Annotated in this window: 16 protein-coding genes; 7 read left to right on the top strand and 9 right to left on the bottom strand. The window is 64.4% G+C overall.

The window, feature by feature from the left end:
- The first annotated feature begins 635 nt into the window (after positions 1–635).
- The 4 genes from cysP (at position 636) to FR728_RS17285 (ending at position 4,251) form a co-directional block, all read left to right on the top strand.
- On the top strand, positions 636–1,643 hold the full coding sequence (gene cysP, locus FR728_RS17300; protein WP_149893997.1) for a thiosulfate ABC transporter substrate-binding protein CysP: 1,008 nt from the start codon (positions 636–638) through the stop codon (positions 1,641–1,643).
- 83 nt (positions 1,644–1,726) lie between these two features.
- On the top strand, positions 1,727–2,602 hold the full coding sequence (gene cysT / locus FR728_RS17295) for a sulfate ABC transporter permease subunit CysT (protein WP_149893996.1): 876 nt from the start codon (positions 1,727–1,729) through the stop codon (positions 2,600–2,602).
- 1 nt (position 2,603) lies between these two features.
- Positions 2,604–3,467, top strand: a complete 864-nt coding sequence (gene cysW / locus FR728_RS17290) for a sulfate ABC transporter permease subunit CysW (RefSeq protein WP_149893995.1) — start codon at positions 2,604–2,606, stop codon at positions 3,465–3,467.
- Positions 3,468–3,498: 31 nt separating this feature from the next.
- Positions 3,499–4,251, top strand: a complete 753-nt coding sequence (locus FR728_RS17285; protein WP_149893994.1) for an ABC transporter ATP-binding protein — start codon at positions 3,499–3,501, stop codon at positions 4,249–4,251.
- A gap of 24 nt (positions 4,252–4,275) precedes the next feature.
- On the opposite strand, the gene FR728_RS17280 is transcribed toward FR728_RS17285, so the two are convergent.
- The 7 genes from FR728_RS17280 to FR728_RS17250 form a co-directional block, all read right to left on the bottom strand.
- Positions 4,276–5,013, bottom strand: a complete 738-nt coding sequence (locus FR728_RS17280) for a copper homeostasis protein CutC (RefSeq protein ID WP_149893993.1) — start codon at positions 5,011–5,013, stop codon at positions 4,276–4,278.
- Between the two features lie 11 nt (positions 5,014–5,024).
- Positions 5,025–6,233: an MFS transporter gene (locus tag FR728_RS17275; RefSeq protein WP_149893992.1), complete on the bottom strand. Its 1,209-nt coding sequence runs from the start codon at positions 6,231–6,233 to the stop codon at positions 5,025–5,027.
- 71 nt (positions 6,234–6,304) lie between these two features.
- On the bottom strand, positions 6,305–7,762 hold the full coding sequence (locus FR728_RS17270) for a M81 family metallopeptidase (protein WP_149893991.1): 1,458 nt from the start codon (positions 7,760–7,762) through the stop codon (positions 6,305–6,307).
- Positions 7,763–7,774: 12 nt separating this feature from the next.
- Positions 7,775–9,697 carry a beta-N-acetylhexosaminidase gene (locus tag FR728_RS17265; RefSeq protein ID WP_149893990.1) on the bottom strand — a complete coding sequence of 641 codons (1,923 nt, stop codon included), beginning with the start codon at positions 9,695–9,697 and terminating at the stop codon, positions 7,775–7,777.
- An 82-nt stretch (positions 9,698–9,779) separates the two neighbouring features.
- Complete coding sequence (locus FR728_RS17260; protein ID WP_149893989.1) at positions 9,780–10,547, bottom strand: SDR family oxidoreductase; 768 nt, start codon at positions 10,545–10,547, stop codon at positions 9,780–9,782.
- A gap of 44 nt (positions 10,548–10,591) precedes the next feature.
- Complete coding sequence (locus FR728_RS17255; protein WP_149893988.1) at positions 10,592–11,455, bottom strand: MurR/RpiR family transcriptional regulator; 864 nt, start codon at positions 11,453–11,455, stop codon at positions 10,592–10,594.
- Positions 11,456–11,477: 22 nt separating this feature from the next.
- A complete protein-coding gene (locus FR728_RS17250) occupies positions 11,478–11,864 on the bottom strand; it encodes a RidA family protein (protein WP_149893987.1) in 387 nt (128 codons plus the stop codon).
- 115 nt (positions 11,865–11,979) lie between these two features.
- Here FR728_RS17250 and FR728_RS17245 point away from each other — a divergent pair, with 115 nt between their 5' ends.
- From FR728_RS17245 to FR728_RS17235, 3 genes are read left to right on the top strand one after another with little or no spacing between them, the layout of a single operon-like run.
- Positions 11,980–12,471: a hypothetical protein gene (locus FR728_RS17245; protein ID WP_149893986.1), complete on the top strand. Its 492-nt coding sequence runs from the start codon at positions 11,980–11,982 to the stop codon at positions 12,469–12,471.
- 37 nt (positions 12,472–12,508) lie between these two features.
- Positions 12,509–13,978 (top strand): M81 family metallopeptidase, encoded by a 1,470-nt coding sequence (locus FR728_RS17240; RefSeq protein ID WP_149893985.1) that lies wholly within the window; start codon positions 12,509–12,511, stop codon positions 13,976–13,978.
- Positions 13,959–15,074, top strand: coding sequence for a D-TA family PLP-dependent enzyme (locus FR728_RS17235; protein ID WP_149893984.1), 1,116 nt, complete (start codon positions 13,959–13,961; stop codon positions 15,072–15,074). The genes FR728_RS17240 and FR728_RS17235 overlap by 20 nt, the downstream gene beginning before the upstream one ends.
- Before the next feature lie 184 nt (positions 15,075–15,258).
- On the opposite strand, the gene FR728_RS17230 is transcribed toward FR728_RS17235, so the two are convergent.
- Together FR728_RS17230 and FR728_RS17225 are read right to left on the bottom strand one after the other, a co-directional pair.
- Positions 15,259–16,389, bottom strand: coding sequence for an ABC transporter ATP-binding protein (locus FR728_RS17230; protein ID WP_149893983.1), 1,131 nt, complete (start codon positions 16,387–16,389; stop codon positions 15,259–15,261).
- A gap of 110 nt (positions 16,390–16,499) precedes the next feature.
- Entirely contained in the window at positions 16,500–17,729 is a 1,230-nt protein-coding gene (locus FR728_RS17225; RefSeq protein ID WP_149893982.1) for an extracellular solute-binding protein, read from the bottom strand.
- Positions 17,730–17,750: the final 21 nt, after the last annotated feature.

The following is a 17,750-nucleotide window of genomic DNA, read 5'->3' as shown; positions in this document are numbered from 1 at the left end:
GCCCCCTCAAGGAGGGCAAAGCCCGACGCAGAAGGGCAAAAATGACAAATCCTGCTCCCGCAACCAAAATCCATATAGAAGAATACCATCAGCCTCGCCAAAAGCAGGGCTGTCTTGCGTTTAGCCTTGGTGAAGGCAGCCCGTTCGGCTGGCGAAAGCTCCACCGGACCTTCCGCTCGTCCAGCCTCACCTCGTCAGGCTCATAACCTGAAGGGTGAGGGCGAATAGCCATTGATCCAGTGGATCAATGGCCGCCCGAACGGTTCAAATCCTGCTCCCGCAAACAAATAAAACAAACCGCCCAAAAGGCGGGTTTTTGCGTTTCTGGGGCAACGTCCGCAGACGGGAGGTGAGCCCGAGCACTTCCCGCCGAACGGGAGGTTTACCGCCCCCGACCAGTCAATCCACCGGCGGCCTCATCGCGTCTCCCCTGCGGAACACGCGGACTTGAGCGGTCTGCAGAGGGCAAAACGCACGCCTCCCCGGCCGCTGGTGCGAATAACTGCATTTCAAGATATCGGCAGAAAGGAATTGCCGTGCCTTGGGCGCAAATGGAATGGGGTTTCTTGAGAGAAGCGTGTGAATTCAGGAGATTGGAGCCAACGAAACATCCATTCCCCGGGGAAGAAACCTCCATGAAGAAGATCCTTCTAGCCGCTGTGTCCGCAGCTCTCCTGTTCGGTGCCGGCGCCTCCGCGCGCGCCGAACAGCCCTCCGAAATCCTCAATGTCTCCTATGACATTGCCCGTGAGCTTTATGCCACGATCAACCCGAAGTTCATCGCCCACTGGAAGGCCGAGGGCGGCCAGGACCTCGAGGTCAAGCAGTCCCACGCCGGCTCCTCCAAGCAGGCCCGCGCCATCATGCAGGGGCTGAAGGCCGATCTCGTCACCTTCAACCAGGTGCTCGATGTGCAGATCCTGGCCGACAAGGGCTTCGTCTCCAAGAACTGGCAGAAGGACCTGCCGAACAACGCTTCGCCTTATTATTCCCTGCCGGCCTTCCTGGTGCGCAAGGACAACCCGAAGGGCATCAAGGACTGGGACGATCTGGTCCGTGACGACGTGAAGCTGGTCTTCCCGAACCCGAAGACCTCGGGCAATGCCCGCTACACCTATCTGGCCGCCTATGCCTATGCGCTGGAGAAGTTCGGTGGCGACGACGCTGCTGCCCGTGACTTCGTCGGCAAGCTGCTGAAGAATGTCGCCGTCTTCGACACCGGCGGCCGCGGCGCCACGACCACCTTCGTCGAGCGTGGCATCGGCGACGTGCTGATCACCTTCGAGGCGGAAGTGGAGAACATCCGCAATGAATATGGCAAGGATGACTATGACCGCATCGTGCCGCCCATGTCCCTGCTGGCGGAGTTCCCGGTTGCGGTGGTCGAGAAGGTCGCCGAGGAGCGCGGCTCCCTCGAGGTCTCCAAGGCCTATCTGGATTATCTCTACTCCAAGGAAGGCCAGGAGATCATCGCTTCGTTCAACAACCGGGTGCATCACCCCGAGGTCGTTGCCGCCAATGCCGAGCGTTTCCCGGAGGTGCGACTGGTCACCGTCGAGGACGTGTTCGGCAGTTGGGAAAAGGCGAAGGAAACCCACTTCTCTGACGGCGGTGTGCTGGACCAGGTCTTCACCGCGCGCTAAGTCCCTGATGTCGTGAAGCGTGGCCCGAGGGGATGTGACCCCTCGGGCCTTTATGCCGTCCTGTTCCCGAGGAGCTTGCCCCGATGACCCACGTGCTGACGACAGGCCTCGTCCCCTCAGGCCCCACCCGCCGTGGCGCCCGGCGGGTGCTGCCCGGTTTCGGCCTGACCCTGGGCATCAGCCTGCTCTTCGTCGCGCTCATCATCCTGCTGCCTCTGTCGGGACTTGCCTTCCAGATGGCGCAGCTCGGCTTCCCGGACTACCTGAACATCATCCTCTCGGAGCGCACGCTGGCGGCCTTTTCCGTGACGATTTCGGCGGCAGCCCTCGCCACGGTCTTCAACGCCACCTTCGGTTTGCTGCTGGCCTGGGTGCTGGTGCGCTACGAGTTTCCCGGCAAGCGCCTGCTCGATGCGCTGGTGGACCTGCCCTTCGCCCTGCCGACGGCGGTGGCCGGCATCGCGCTCGTGGCGCTCTATGACAAGAGCGGCTGGATGGGCATGCTGCTTGAAGGCATGGGCCTGAAGGTCGCCTACACCTGGTGGGGCATCGCGCTCGCCATGATCTTCACCTCTGTGCCCTTCGGCGTGCGCACCGTGCAGCCGGTGATGGAAAGCCTGTCTCCGGATATGGAGGAGGCCGCCCGGACCCTTGGCGCCCGCGATCTGCAGATCTTCCGCCATGTGGGCTTCCCCCAGCTCTGGCCCAGCTTCATCACCGGCGCCTCCCTGGCATTTGCCCGCTCCCTCGGCGAGTTCGGCGCGGTGATCTTCATCGCCGGCAACATGCCCTTCGAGACGGAGATCGCATCGCTGCTGATCATGATCCGGCTGGAGGAATATGACTATCCGGCCGCCAGTGCGATTGCCGGCACGATCCTCGGTCTGGCGCTGGTCATCCTGATCCTTGCCAACATCGCGCAGGGCCGTGCCGCGCGCCACCTGAATGGAGGCAAGTGAGATGACCGCAGCGACCGTGACCCACGCCCCGCTCCATCCGCAGATCGCGGCCTTCCACCGGCGTCAGCGCCTGAAGCGTCTGGCGCTCATCCTGAGTGCCGCGGCCTTCGCCCTGCTGGTGATGGGCCTGCCGGTGATTGCCATCGTGGCGCGCGCCTTTCAGGAAGGACTTGCGGTCTACGCTGCCAATATCGTCGAGCCGGATACCCTGCACGCCATCGGGCTCACCGTGCTGACAGCCCTGATCGTCCTGCCGATCAACATCGTCTATGGCATCGCGGTTGCCTGGGCCATCACCCGCTTCCGCTTTCCGGGACGCCGCATCCTGCTGACGATCATCGAGCTGCCCTTCTCCATCTCGCCCATCGTCGCCGGCCTGTGCTACCTGCTGATCTATGGCGCCACGGGTCTGGTGGGCAGCTGGCTGGATGGATGGAACGTGCAGCTCATGTTCAACCTCACCGGCATCGTGCTGGTGTCGCTCTTTGTCACCTGCCCGTTCGTGGCGCGGGAACTCATCCCCCTGATGCAGGTCAGCGGACGGGATCAGGAAGAAGCGGCGCTGACCCTTGGCGCCAGCGGGTGGCAGACCTTCCGCCATGTTACCCTGCACAACATCCGCTGGGCGCTGCTTTATGGCGCGATCCTGGCCAATGCCCGGGTGATGGGGGAGTTCGGCGCGGTCAGTGTCGTCTCGGGAAACATCCGGGGCGAGACCATGACCCTGCCGCTGCAGGTGCAGCTTCTCTATGACGATTACAACGCCACCGGGGCCTTCGCGGCCGCAACGGTGCTCACCCTCATCGCGGTCATCACGCTCGTGCTGCGCTCCCTCATCGAGGCCCGCCATCCGCACGCATCCTGACCGCCGACAGACCAAGACCGGAGCTCGTGCCATGGCGCTGAACATCCAGGACGTCACCAAGTTCTATGGATCCAACAAGGTCCTCGATCAGGTGAACCTCACCATGCAGAAGGGTGAGTTCATCGCCCTGCTCGGGCCTTCCGGCTCGGGCAAGACCACGCTCCTGCGCATCATTGCCGGGCTCCAGTTCGCCGATGGCGGGCTGCTGAGCTTCGATGGCGAGGACATCACGGGCACGGAAGCACGCCTGCGCCGTTTCGGCATGGTGTTCCAGTCCTATGCCCTGTTCGAGCACATGACGGTGGCGGAAAACGTTGCCTTCGGCCTGAAGATGCGCCCGCGCGCCACCCGTCCGGCGCGGGCCGAGATCGGATCACGGGTGCAGGCCCTGCTGGAAATGGGCGAGATCGGCCAGCTGGCCGACCGTTATCCCAGCCAGCTTTCGGGCGGCCAACGCCAGCGCGTGGCGCTGGCCCGGGCGCTGGCCATCGAGCCGCGACTTCTCCTCCTCGACGAGCCCTTCAGCGCGCTCGACACCAAGGTGCGCAAGGGGCTGCGCGGGGCGCTGCGCGATCTGCAGAAGCGGGTCGGCATCGGCGCGATCCTCGTCACCCACGATCAGGAAGAAGCCTTCGAGATCGCCGACCGCATCGCGATCATGGCCGATGGGCGCATTGAGCAGTTCGACAAGCCGGAGAATATCCTCAAGGCTCCGGCCACGCCCTTCGTGGCGGAATTCCTCGAAGGCCTTGGCGCCTGGCAGAACGCTGGCGCCGGCATCTGAGGCAATACGGTTGCTGACCTGCGCTCAAGTACGGGTCAGCAGGGTCTTCAGGGCCCGCACCGTGGCGGCATCCGTCTGACGGGGGCTGGCCGTCTCAAACCCGAGAGCCCGCACCTTGCCCTCCGCCGGTGGTCGCGCGACGCCGCAGGACGCATGGATTTCACGCAAATTAAGCCGGCTCATAAAGGCGTCGGCGTTGCCCGGTCGAATGCCGCTACCCGGCATCACGATGATGCGGTCGCCGGCTCTTTCGAAGAGCGAGGCGATCTGGTCCAGGCCCTCGAGCGCGGAAGCGGCCCCTCCGGACGTGAGGATGCGCGAGAAACCCAGCGAAACGGCCTGCTCCAGGGCTTCTTCCATGTCGGGCACAAGATCGAAGGCGCGGTGCAGGGTCAGGTCGAGACCGGCTGCGTGTTCCGCCAGCGTCCGCAGGGTGGTTTCGTCGAGCGCTCCGTTCGCGAGATTGGCGCCTATCACCACGCCGGGCAGGCCGGCCGCACGAGCTTGGTCAATGTCCCGCTTCAGGCAGTCGATTTCCGCAGGCTCGTAGCAGAAGTCTCCCTCCCGGGGACGCAGAAGCGGATAGACCGGGACAGGGCTCGTCGCCGCCAGTGCCATGAACCCTGCCGACGGCGTGAGACCGCCCATGCCGAGGGCCGAGCAGAGCTCGATCCGGTCGGCCCCACCCTCAATGGCGGCCTTGAGCCCTTGCGCGGTGTCGACGCAGACTTCCAGCAGGATGGGTATGTCTTGCGAGGTCATGCGGAGATCCTTCAGGCAGTTGCCGGCTGCCGCCGGCCATCCAGAGTGAAGATCAGCACCGTTCCGGCCAGACCGGCCAGGCCGCCGAGCAGAGCGGTTCCCGAATAGTCAGACACAAGGGTGCCCAGTCCGAAGAGCAGGGCGCTCAGTCCCGCGCTCAGGAACATGTTGACCGAAATCAGCGAGCTGCCAAGGCCGGCGAGATCGGGAATGAGGCTCTGGAGATAGGTGATCGGCAGGCTGATGATCGCAGCAGCGCCCAGACCGCTCAGCAGCGACAGGGCATAGACCTGCCACGGCGCGGTGCATTGGCCGAGCAGGGCGAGATAGGCCACATAGAGCACGGTACCGATGCCGATGGTCAGGACCGGCCCGAGCTTCGGCTCCACATGGGCCCAGAAGACGATGAAGACGATTTCGAGCACGGCCACGATGCCGACGACGATCCCCACATCCCCGAGGGTGCCTCCCGCCACGTTGACGGTAATGAGCGGCAGCAGCGCGGCATTCACATGGAGGGTCGAAGTGATGAGCGCCACGCCGACGATCCGCACCAGAACCGCCGGTTTCAGGATCCGCATCAGCGAGGCGCTGAAGCGGACCACCGGCAGAAGGGAAATGTCCCCCCTCGGCACCGGTGGCAGGAACGCCTGAAACAGGACAAGGCAGACGCAGCACGCAAGCAGGGCGATCAGATAGGCCGGCAGCATGCTGGAGGCCCCGGAAAGGACAAGCCCCACCAGCCCGGGAACGAGGACCCAGGAAAGCGAGATCGTGGCGCGCACGGCCGAGTTGATCCGGCTGAGTTCCGCCGGCGGCAGGCCTTGCGAGAAGGCGCGCACATTGGCGAAGATCAGCGAGTTCAGCGCCCCGAAGATCGGCAGGAAGACCAGAGCGGCAATGAGAAAGGCCGTGGTGCTGGCCAGGAAGTAGATCAGCCCGTGGCCGAGAATGCCGACCAGGGTGACGGCGACCAGCGGCTTGCGGAACTCGCCGAGCCGGTCGGCGAGAATGCCGATCAACACGCTGGCGGACACGTTGATCACCGCCGCGATGAAGATGACGAGCGAATAGGTGGCGTCGCTCAGGCCCAGTTCCTGAATGGCGACAACCGATTGGAACGGGCCCGTCGCCGCTCCTGCGAAGCCGAAGAAGAAGATCGCAATCGCGCAGATCCGCACCGGCACATGGCGCCAGGCAGCCTGGAACATCTGGAACATTCAGGAACACCGAGAAAGAGGAAACCTGCCGGACGGATCCACCCGGCAGGTTAAGGGAAAGCGTTGGCGCGTCAGCCTTGCCATCGGGCGGAGAGCCGTGCCTCGGGCACATAGGCAAGGTTCTTGTCGAAGGGATAGGTCTGCTGCGGCCGGTGATGATTGGCGAGCCGTTCGATGTCCTGGTTGACGACCCCATCGGTCAGGGCCATCAGGTTCGGGTTCGCGATGGGGCTGAGGTCCGGCGAGAGATAGCCGGATTTCACCACGAGCATGGGCACTGACCTCGGGTCGAGGTCCAGCCGCTCGAAGTCCGAGAAGTTGTGATAGGGGCGCCGGCGTGCGGCCAGGACCACCGTGTTGCCGGCCACATCCACCACCGCCTGACGCTCGTCGCGCGGGCTCGTCGGGTCGTCATCCAGCCGCAGGACAGTGGCCTTGACCCGGACAGACACCCCGGCCGGATCGAGGCTCGCCCCGATCTGCAGATCCAGCGTCGCACCGGCCCCGGCGTCGAAACAGGCCTCGACGGCCGGCCGGTCCGTGATGCCGGCAAAGAGCACGTTCGTCATGCCCCGCTTCAGCACCTCTTGCAGAACATCGGCCCGGTCGCCCACGCCGCCGCCGGTCGGGTTGTCACCGGAATCCGCCAGGATCACCGGCGCGGTTCGGGTGGTCTGGGTCAGATCCAGCATGACATCGAGCGGACCGGTCACCGGGCCGAAGACGAACGCCTCGCGGGCAGCCCAGTAGGAGGCGGCAATCTCTTCGGCCACCTGGCATGCGGCGGCCCTGTCCGTGCCGGTCACCACGGCGCAGGCCGTGGCGCGGGGCTCGTCTGCCCAGACGTAACCGACCATCAGATTGGCATCGAGAATGCCATCCGCCGCGTCGTGCCGGCGCAAGGCGGCATAAAGCGCATCGGCCGGTGCATCCTCCGTCGAGGTGCGCTCACCGGGCCAGAGCACGGGCACCGGCGCCCAGGCCACCCCCGGCCGCGTGGCATCCCTGAGCGCGGTCAGCAGCATCGTGTAGGCGCGCAGCATCGTGGACCGGACGTCGATGTGCGGCGCGGTGCGATAGGCGGCGAAGATGTCGATCTGATCGATGATGGTCTGGCTGACATTGCCATGAAGATCATAGCTGACGGCAATCGGCAGATCCGGACCGACAACGGCCCGCACGGCGGAGATCCAGTCGCCTTCCGCGTCGAACATGCCGTCGACATGCATGGCACCGTGCATGGCAAGATAGACACCGTCCACCGGCAGGGCCGTCTTCAGACGATCGAGAAACTCCGCCTTGAAACCCTGATAGGTCTCAATGGCGACCGGGCCGCCGGGCACGGCGCGGGCATGGAGCAGCGGTTCCAGCTCGGGAACAGGCAGGTCCGCGCCGGGAGCCTTCAGGAAACTGAAATAGTCCGACGCAGGAAGCTCGTCCCCGCGCATGACGAAGAAATCCTCCGGTCGCATCAGGACCGGCGAATAGGTGCTGCATTCGGTGTGAATGCCGCCAACGGCGATACGCATGGGTCAGGTCCTTCAGAGCTTGGGGGCGTGGGGCGCAAGGGCGGCAAAGCGCAGCCAGTCCTTGTTCGCCTTCGGCGTCCAGCCCGCTTCGGCCACCGCGCATAGACGCGGGAACACCAGATGGTTGAAATAGTCGCGATTGAGGAAATGCTCGCACCAGATGCAGGCCTGTACCCCCTTCATGCGCGGCCGCAGCTCCTCGGGGAATGCGCCTTCGGCCTCATAGGCATAGGTGTGGGACGGCGGCACGGTGCCGGCCCAGCTTGCGCCCGGCTCCTGCCAGGCGGTGTCCTGAACCATGTCGAGGTAATAGGCCTGGCCGGGGGTCATGACCACATCATAGCCTTCGCGCGCCAGCTCGATGCCGACCTCCGGCTTTTCCCAGGCCATCAGTAGGGTGCCGTCCGCCGCAACGCCGCCCCCATGGGCCACTTCGTTCCAGCCGGCGAGCTTGCGTCCGCGCGCGCTGAGCAGCTCCTGAACCCGCTTCATGAAATACGATTGCAGGCCGAACGTGCCGTCCAGCCCCTCGCGCTCCATCAGGGCACGGGCGCGCGGGGAGGCGAGCCAGGAGCCGTTGGCCACTTCATCACCGCCGATATGGATGTACGGGCTCGGGAACAGCTCCACCATCTCGTCGAAGACCGTGGCCACGAAGTCATAGGTTTCCTCGATGGCGGGGTTCAGCGCATTGTTCGGGTAGCCCTGCACCGAGTGATAGCTGTCAGGGGCTTCCTGACCGTCCGAAAGCTCCTTGAGCACGGCAAGAGTCGCGGTGCTGTGGCCGGGAATGTCGATTTCCGGCACCACGTCTACGCCCAGACGGCCTGCATGGGCAACGATCGCGCGCACGTCCTCCTGGGAATAGAAGCCCGAGACCGGCTCCGCGCCGTTGCCGAGCTGGGGCAGCAGGATTTCGTCCGGTCCCCGCGTCGCGCCGACGGTGGTCAACTCCGGATAGGCCTTGATCTCGAGGCGCCATGCCTCGTCGTCGCTCAGGTGCCAGTGGAAGATGTTGAGCTTGAACCACGCCAGGATGTCGATGAGCCGGGTGACATCCGCCACGGGGAAGAACTGGCGGGAGACATCGAGATGACAGCCGCGCCAGTCGTAGCGCGGCGCATCCTCGATGCTGCCTTGCGCGGGGAAGGCGAAGGTATCCCGGTCGATCCGTGCCCCGTGCAGCAGTTGGGCCAGTGAGGTCAGGCCATATTGCAGGCCGGCGCGGTCGCCATAGGTCAGGGTCACCAGATCGGGCGTGAACTCCAGTCGAGACGCACTGGGGCGAAGCTCCGGCGAGGCGGCCAGGGCCAGCCGCCGACCACCCGGCACCGGGCTCAGGGCAAAGGGCACATGGGCAACCGAATGCAGCCGCTGGAACAGGGACTGGATGGTCTGGACGGAAAGGATCTCCTCCCGGGTTTCGCCACCTGCAAGATACAGGGCGACGGGCGCATCTCCACCTTCCGACAGGGCAAGGGTCTGCGGCCAGGGCTGCAGGAAATAGGGTTCGGTGACCTTGCCCTCCGGCAGCAGTTTCGGCGCCGGTTCGGACGGGCGCCCTTCCAGCATCAGGTCGCCGACAGCACAGGCGACATGGGCGCCGTCAGCCAGGGTGACATAGGCCGACTTCGCGCCATCCGTGCGGTGCACGGCTGGCCGGTGCAGCCCATCCACCATGAAGGTCCAGGACGCGCCGGGAGCAAGGACGAATCCTTCGGGCGCGGCGAATTCGTGAAAGTTGGCATTGCGACGGACAAAGCGGGCATTGGTCACCTGCCGCTGACCGGTCACCCGGGTCAGAGAGGTATAGGCGACCGTGAAGCTGGAGATCGCGTCGTCCGAAAGATTGTGCAGGGTGAAGGTGAAGCCGCCTGTCAGGTCCCCGGCAATCGGGTGCCAGCTGTTCTCGAGCACGAAAAGCGCTGAAGTCATGAAATACGTCCTCTGGAAATCGGCGTGTCAGGGTAGGAATGCCGGTCGAAGGGGGCACGTGCTGGAGCGCCCCCTTCGGGTTTCAGTAATTGTCGGACTGGCTGAAGGTGCGGGCGAGCTCTGCCTGGCCGGCGGTCAGGCCGCAGTCCACCGGCAGGCAGACGCCGGAGATGGCCCCCGCCAGCGGCCCCGCCAGAAAGGCGATGGCATTGGCCACGTCCGCCGGGTCAACGACACGCTGGAGCGGATACCAGCGCTTGGCTTCCTCAAAGACATTCGGGTTGGCCGCCGCGCGGGCTTCCCAGGCCTGGGTGCGCACGGTGCCCGGAGCCACCGCATTGCTGCGAATGCCGTATTTCCCGTATTCGACGGCAATCAGCTTGGTCAGATGGATCAGACCGGCCTTGGCCGCGCTGTAGGCGGGATGACCGAAGACGCCCATGCCATTGACCGAGGCCACGTTGACCACGGCACCGCGACAGGCCTTCAGATCCGCCTCGAGGGCCCGGAAGGTCAGCCAGGCTGCCTCCAGGTTCAGCGCGGTATCGGCCCGGAAGATCTCGGGCGTCGTGTCGCCCAGGCTCACGGCGCGGGCCGCGCCGGCATTGTTCACCAGGGTGGTGATCCGGCCGTGCTGGCGCGCAGCGGCAGCCATCGCCTCGCAGTCGGACGCAAGGGTCACATCGCAGCGGACGGGGTGGAAGTTCGGGTTGGCCGCGCAGGCCGCGGAAAGCGGGCCTTCGGCAATGTCGACCATGACGATGTGGTCGTGATCCTGGGAGAGGCGCTGGGCGATGGCAAGGCCGATGTCGCCCGCGGCCCCGGTGACGATGGCAACGGTTCCAGACATGGTGGGTCCTATGATGAAGGCGGGACCGAAACCGTTGGGAGTGGTCAGTCCCCGAGGAGCTGCCTGTCGTCTTCGTCGCGCCAGGCAACCAGTTGCTGCTTGATCTGGCGCAGGGAAACGGTTGCCTGCGCCTTGGTCTTGTAGGCCGTGAGGTTCGCCAGGATGTCGACCAGTGCCAGATAGGCAAAGCGGGTCGACGTCGGGCGGTAGATGTTGGTCCCCTCCGGCAGGTCGATGGTCAGAACATGATCTGCGGCCTTGGCCACCGGGCTGTCGGCCTGGGTGATGGCAATGGTCGTCGCACCGGCTTCCTGGGCAAGGGTGAAGACCTTGACCAGTTCCCGGTTGCGCCCGGAGAAGGACGAGCCGATGACCACGTCATTCTTCTGGGCCGCGGCGGCCATCATCATCTGCATGCCGTGGTCGGTGCAGGCGGTGACCCGAAGACCAAGGCGGAACAGGCGGTTCTGCATCTCGCCGGCGATCATCGAGGAATTGCCGCCCGAACCGAAGGCGTAGATCATCTGCGCCTCGGCCAGAATGGCGGCGATCTCCTCGGCCTTCACCGGATCGAAGGCGCGGTGGAAGAGGAACAGGGCGTTCTGCGCCTTGGTCACGATGTCTTCCGCCACATCCGCCGGTTCGGTGCTTTTGGCGGCCGGGTTGAGATAGCGCGCGCCGACAAAGGCCGTCTTGGCAAGGCGCACCTTGAAGTCCGCGAAGTTCTGGCACTCCAGGCGCCGGCAGAACCGGGTGACGGTGGGGGGAGAAACCTCCGCCCGTTCCGCCAGCTCGACGATGGAGGCATTCACGGCGAAGTCGAAGTCGTTCAGCAAGATCTCCGCAATGCGGCGTTCCGCCTGGGAGAGCTGATCGAGATCGTTTTGTAGTCTTGCCAGAATGTCCATCGGGTCCGTCCGCCTGTGCGTGTCAGCTCTTGGGCTTATACGCTACGCAGTCGATTTCCACCTTGCAATCGACCATCATCGAGGCCTGGACGCAGGCACGTGCCGGCGGGTTTTCCCCGAAATAGCCCTGATAGATCTTGTTGAAGGTCCAGAAGTCGCGCGGATCATCCAGCCAGACCCCGCAACGGACCACATCCGCCGTGGTGTATCCGGCCTCTTCCAGGATCGCGATCAGGTTCTCGATGGCCTTGTGGGTCTGCGGAATGATCCCGCCTTCGATCACTTCCCCATCCACCATGGCGACCTGGCCGGACACGTGCAGCCAGCCATCCGCCTCGACGGCGCGGGCGAAGGGCAGGCGTTGGCCACCGGCTCCGGACTTTTCGGCGCCGTATCGTTTAATGCTCATCTGTTGATCTCAGTGTGTGCAAATTATTTTCTTTACTGATTGACAATGAACCATGCAGAGCGGAATTTTGCTAGGATAATTCCTCGTGTATGAAAAAATTTTAGAAGGATAGAACATGCGGGACCCGTTCCTGAACCCCTTCCCGGCAGATGATGCGGCCCGTCATGCCATCTGGGAAATGCTCGTGCCCCGCGACATTGCAGCCTTCCTAGCCGCGGACTGGTCGATGGTCGAAGGGGATTTTATCCCCGAGGGGTTCCTGGCACTGAGCGGCAACAAGGCGGCCGATCCGGATGATTGGACACTGGCCTTCCCGTCGCTTGCCCACTACCGCGACGAGTGGCTGCGCCAGGCCCGCGATTTTGCCACCCTTGAGCTTGCCGAGGATGCCAGCGCGGCGATCCATGCGGCCACGCGGCTGGAGGAGATCGACGTTCAGGGCGACGTTGCGCTCGTCCGCAAGAAGTTCGATGGCGGGATCCGCAAGGCCGATGGCACTTTCGACGTGATGAACTGGCAGACCCTCTATTACTGCCGCCTTCACGAGGGGCGCTGGAAGATCTGCGGCTTCACCGGATATCTGCCCTACACCCCGGCCGCCAGGTAGTCCGTCTCCCTTCGCCCCCAATTCCAGGAACGCTCCCTTGAAGCTCTTCACCGCGGCCCTTGCGACCGAGACCAACACCTTCTCCCCGATCTGCATCGACAAGCAGGCCTTTGAGGCCTCGCTCTATGCGCCTCCGGGTCAGCATCCGGTGACGCCGACGCTCTGCACGGCGCCGATCACGGTCGGCCGTCGCGTCTGCGCGGAAAAGGGCTGGACCCTCGTGGAGGGCACGGCCACATGGGCCGACCCTGCTGGTCTGATCAACCGTCAGACCTATGAGGGGCTGCGCGACGAGATCCTGGATCAGCTGCGGGCCGCCATGCCCGTGGATGGTGTCGTGCTGGGGCTGCATGGCGCCATGGTCGCCGATGGTTATCTGGATCCGGAGGGCGACCTTCTCTCCCGCATTCGCGACATGGTAGGCCCCGATGTGCTGATCTGCGCCGAGCTGGACCCGCACAGCCACCTGACGGCAAAGCGGGTGGCGGCAGCCAACTTCCTCGTGGCGTTCAAGGAGTTTCCTCACACGGACTTCGTCGACCGGGCGGAGGATCTGTGGCGGATCGCGGTTGACGCCCTGGAAGGACGGGTGAAACCCGTCATGTCCGTCTTCGACTGCCGGATGATCGACGTGTTTCCGACCTCGCGCGATCCCATGCGCGGCTTTGTCGACCGGCTGCACAAGATCGAGCAGGCGGATGTGGACGTCCTCTCCCTGTCGGTGATCCACGGCTTCATGGCCGGGGATGTGCCGGAGATGGGCACGAAGGTGATTGCGGTTACCAACGATCGGCCGGAGAAGGGCGCGCTGCTGGCCCAGACCCTCGGCATGGAGCTTTTCGCCAACCGCGGTCGGCACATGATGCCGCAGCTTGGCGTCGACGACGCCGTATCGCAGGCCATGGCAGCGCCGACCGGCCCGGTGGTGATTGCCGACATGTGGGACAATCCCGGTGGCGGCACGGCGGGTGACGCCACCATCCTCACGGCGGAGCTCATGGCACGGGGCGCGGCAGGTGTCGCGGTCGGCACGATCTGGGATCCGATCTCCGTCCAGATCTGCTTCGCGGCCGGAGAGGGTGCAGAGATTCCCCTGCGCTTCGGCGCGAAGTCCGCACCCGGAACGGGCGATCCGATCGATGGCCGGGTCAAGGTGGTGAAGCTGGTTCGCGATGCCCAGATGCGCTTCGGAGAGAGCCTTGCCCCGTTTGGTGACGCGGCGCATGTCCAGCTGAACGGCATCGACATCATCCTGAATTCGGTGCGGGCGCAGAGCTTCGACCCGTCCCTGTTCTCGGTGATGGGGATCGACCCGACGACCCGGAAGATCCTGGTCATCAAGTCGACCAATCACTTCCACGCCTCCTTCAGCAAGATCGCCTCGGAGATCCTTTACTGTTCGGCGGGAACGCCCTATCCGAATTCACCGGCCCATACCCCTTACCGCCATGTCCGCCGCGACATCTGGCCGATGATGGAGAACCCCCATGGCACAGCAGCAGCCTGATCTGGCGCCCGACGACGCGCTCGTCGGCAAGCCTCTTTCGGCCCTCTCGACCCCGCAGCCGGTGATCGACGAGGCGCGCCTTGCCGCCAACATCGATCGGGTCCAGTCCTACATGGACGGGATCGGGAAGCGTTTCCGTCCGCATATCAAGACCCACAAGATCCCGGCGCTGGCGCGTCAGCAGGAGGCTGCGGGAGCTCTCGGCATCAACTGCCAGAAGATCACGGAAGCCGAGGTCTTCGCCGATGCGGGCTTCCAGGACATCCTGATCACCTTCAACATTCTCGGATCCGACAAGCTGGAGGCGCTGGGCGCCCTCAACGATCGGATCTCCGACCTGAAGGTGGTGGCCGACAGCGAGACGACCCTGCGGGGGCTCTCGGAGGCCTTTGCCGGCCACGCTCGGCCGCTGCAGGTTCTGGTGGAATGCGATACGGGCGGCGGTCGCTGTGGCGTGCAGTCCCCGGCCCAGGCGGTAAGTCTGGCCGAGGTCATTGTCGCGGCGCCGGGGCTCGTCTTTTCCGGGCTGCTGACCTATCCACGGGCCCATGGGGAGACGGAAACGGAAGCCTTCTTTGCCGAAGCGCTCGCAGCGCTCGCGGACAAGGGGATCGACTGCCCGATCCGCTCCAATGGCGGCACGCCGAGCCTGTTTGACGCTCACAAGGTGCCCTCGGCCACGGAACATCGGGCCGGAACCTATATCTACAGCGACCGGGCCATGGCACGCGCCGGGCATGGAACGCTGCAGGACTGCGCCATGCACATCCTGGCGACCGTGGTGTCACGTCCGACGGACACCCGTGCGGTGATCGATGCCGGATCCAAGGCACTGACCTCGGACCTGCTCGGCTTTCAGGATTTCGGGCATGTGGTGGAGGTTCCCGACGCGGTCATCACCGGTCTGTCGGAAGAACATGGCGTCCTTGACCTGAGCAACGTCTCGCCAGACGCGCGGCCGCAGATCGGCGACAGGATCCGGATCATTCCGAACCACACCTGCGTGGTGTCCAACCTCTTCGACCGGATGGTCTTCCATGAGGATGGGCTCATCACGCGCGTGCTTCCCGTCGCGGCCCGCGGCCGCGTCTGGTAAATCAAGCGGTCTTCACTTGTCCAAGAACGTCCCGCACCGGCCTCCGGTGCGGGATTTTTGCTGACGAGATCTGTCGTGGTAATCCCGGACGAGGGTGGCGACCGAAGATCCGGGATCGGAAAGCCATGGTCCTTGCCAGCGGTTTTCGCCCGCAGCAACACGTGCTGCGGGCATTTTCATGTCGTCAGGCCGACTGGGCGGCGAGTTGGGCCATGTCGATTTCATGGAGATCGGTGCGTCGTTCCAGCGCCTGATCGGCTCCATCGAAAAGATGGCAGTCGGCGGCGTTGAAGCCGATGGTCGACGGCGTGTCGACGCTCACATTCGCCGCCCCCGGCAGCATGGCGCTGAAGGGCTCGGCGCCGGTCGCCGTGGCATAGACGATCGTGTTCACGCCCAGCCGCTCGACCACGGTCGGCACCACGTCGAAACGGATGTCGCCCTTGCCGAGATGGATGTGCTCGGGACGGATCCCCAGCGTCAGGGTCTTGCCGATCAACCCGTTGCGCGGCTCCACCGGCACCATGATCGTCTGGCCCTCGCAGGTGACGGTCACGCCGTCCGGGCCGGCAGCGGTGCAGGTGGCCGGCAGGAAGTTCATCTTCGGATTGCCGATGAAGCCGGCCACAAACTTGTTCTGCGGCTTGTGATAGAGCTCCAGTGGCTTGCCGACCTGAGAGACGAAGCCACCGTTCAGCACCACGATCCGGTCCGCCATGGTCATGGCCTCGATCTGGTCGTGGGTGACGTAGATCATCGTCGCCGCCAGGTCGTGATGCATCTTGGTCAGTTCGATGCGCATGTCGGCGCGCAGCGCGGCGTCCAGGTTGGAGAGCGGCTCGTCGAAAAGGAAGATCTTGGGTTCGCGCACGATCGCGCGGCCAATGGCGACGCGCTGGCGCTGTCCGCCCGACAGGGCGCCGGGCTTCTGCTGCAGACGCTGGTCGAGCTGAAGCACCTTGGCGACGGCCTCCACCTTGGCGGTCAGTTCGGCCTCGGGCATCTTTTCCACGCGAAGGGGAAAGGCGATGTTCTCGAAGACCGTCATGTGCGGATAAAGCGCGTAGGACTGGAAGACCATGGCGATGCCGCGGTTGACCGGAGCCAGGTCGTTCACCTTCGCGCCGTCGATGACGATGTCGCCGGTTGTCGCGTCGTCCAGCCCCGCGATGATGCGGAGGAGGGTCGATTTCCCGCAGCCCGAAGGGCCGACGAAGACGACGAACTCCCCGTCCTGGATATCGAGCGTGACACCCTTGATGACCTTGATGTCACCGAAGGACTTGGTGACCTTGTTGAGATGGAGCTGTCCCAAGACTGACCTCATTCCTGGCACTGCCTGCAAGGGCAATGCACATCCACTGCGCGGCTCGCGAAGGGGTCGCCGCGGCCCGGAAGGACCGCGGCGACCCGTTGGCTTGCGTCTTACTTGTACTGCTCGAGGTCGGCGGCGGCCTTTTCAAGCGCGGCCTTCGGTTCGGCCGTGCCGGTCACGACAGACTGGACCATCTCGATGATGACGTCCTGGAAGCCCTTGTAGTCGGTGAAGAGCGGTTCCGGGCCGGCGTGGGCGATGCCGTCGATGAACGGCTTCCAGTACGGGTCCTTCTCGACGAAGGCATCCACCTGCGGCGACGGACGCAGCGGGGTCAGGCCAGCGCCGCCCTGCAGCTCGTATTCGCCCTGCGGGCCGGCAGAGGTGATGAACTTGGCGAATTCGATCGCCTTTTCCTCGACGCCGGTCCCCTTGAAGACGGCCAGGCTGTCCGTGATCAGCAGGGTGCCGGGGCCCTCGGCCGACGGGCCGAGCGGCAGGTTGGCAACGCCCCACTCCAGGCCGGCATCCTGTGCACGCACGGCGGCACCGGACGAGGACTGCAGCATGGCAACCTTGCCATCCAGCCAGATAGCGCGCATCTCGTTCTGCTCGTAGGCGGTCGGGCCTTCGACGGAATAGGGTGCGATCGCCTTGTAGGCTTCAAGCGCGGCCAGCACTTCCGGGCTGTTCATCACGATGTTGCCATCGGCGTCGATGATCTTGCCGTTGTTGGAATACACCCAGTGCAGGAACTGGTGCATGGTGTTGTCGAAGGTCTTTGCCGGAAGGCCATAGCCCGGGATGCCGGTCTTTTCCTTGATGATCTTGGCGAATTCGATCTCTTCGGCCCAGGTCTTCGGCGGGGTTTCCGGATCAAGACCAGCGTCCTTGAAGAGCTTCTTGTTCCAGTAGAAGGCCTTGGTGGAGAAGGCGATCGGCACGCCCCACTGGGTGCCGTCGAAGGTCACCGTGTCGACGATGTTCGGGTAGTAGGACGCCTTTTCCTCGTCGCTCATCGGCACTTCGACGATCAGGTCGTTCTCTGCGAACTGCTTCAGGGTGCGGGAGCCCACATAGGCCATGGCGACCGGGGAACCGGCTGCGGCCAGAGTGGTGGCCTTGTCCTGGCACTGGGCCCAGCCGACGACTTCCGGCGTCACGGTCCAGCCGTCGTTCGCGGCTTCCCATTCCTTGATGTACTTCTCGTGAATCGGGTCGATCTTGTCGCCGCAATAGATCCAGCTGATGTCCTCGGCCTGTGCAGCCGGAACGGCGAGCACGGACGTGCCGGCGAGGGCAAGCGCGCAAACGCCCAGTTTCAATGCTTTCATGGTCATGTCTTTTGTCCCTAACTCTGG

The organism is Roseibium aestuarii (assembly GCF_008477545.1).
GTDB classification, from domain to species: domain Bacteria; phylum Pseudomonadota; class Alphaproteobacteria; order Rhizobiales; family Stappiaceae; genus Roseibium; species Roseibium aestuarii.
The sequence above is the reverse complement of the archived record's forward strand: the minus strand, read 5'-3'. Positions and strand labels throughout refer to the sequence as shown.

Bases quoted from the DNA above. Each gene is read 5' to 3' on its own strand.
- cysP (WP_149893997.1), top strand. From the start codon at position 636: ATGAAGAAGATCCTTCTAGCCGCTGTGTCCGCAGCTCTCCTGTTCGGT.
- cysT (WP_149893996.1), top strand. From the start codon at position 1,727: ATGACCCACGTGCTGACGACAGGCCTCGTCCCCTCAGGCCCCACCCGC.
- cysW (WP_149893995.1), top strand. From the start codon at position 2,604: ATGACCGCAGCGACCGTGACCCACGCCCCGCTCCATCCGCAGATCGCG.
- FR728_RS17285 (WP_149893994.1), top strand. From the start codon at position 3,499: ATGGCGCTGAACATCCAGGACGTCACCAAGTTCTATGGATCCAACAAG.
- FR728_RS17280 (WP_149893993.1), bottom strand. From the start codon at position 5,013: ATGACCTCGCAAGACATACCCATCCTGCTGGAAGTCTGCGTCGACACC.
- FR728_RS17275 (WP_149893992.1), bottom strand. From the start codon at position 6,233: ATGTTCCAGATGTTCCAGGCTGCCTGGCGCCATGTGCCGGTGCGGATC.
- FR728_RS17270 (WP_149893991.1), bottom strand. From the start codon at position 7,762: ATGCGTATCGCCGTTGGCGGCATTCACACCGAATGCAGCACCTATTCG.
- FR728_RS17265 (WP_149893990.1), bottom strand. From the start codon at position 9,697: ATGACTTCAGCGCTTTTCGTGCTCGAGAACAGCTGGCACCCGATTGCC.
- FR728_RS17260 (WP_149893989.1), bottom strand. From the start codon at position 10,547: ATGTCTGGAACCGTTGCCATCGTCACCGGGGCCGCGGGCGACATCGGC.
- FR728_RS17255 (WP_149893988.1), bottom strand. From the start codon at position 11,455: ATGGACATTCTGGCAAGACTACAAAACGATCTCGATCAGCTCTCCCAG.
- FR728_RS17250 (WP_149893987.1), bottom strand. From the start codon at position 11,864: ATGAGCATTAAACGATACGGCGCCGAAAAGTCCGGAGCCGGTGGCCAA.
- FR728_RS17245 (WP_149893986.1), top strand. From the start codon at position 11,980: ATGCGGGACCCGTTCCTGAACCCCTTCCCGGCAGATGATGCGGCCCGT.
- FR728_RS17235 (WP_149893984.1), top strand. From the start codon at position 13,959: ATGGCACAGCAGCAGCCTGATCTGGCGCCCGACGACGCGCTCGTCGGC.
- FR728_RS17225 (WP_149893982.1), bottom strand. From the start codon at position 17,729: ATGACCATGAAAGCATTGAAACTGGGCGTTTGCGCGCTTGCCCTCGCC.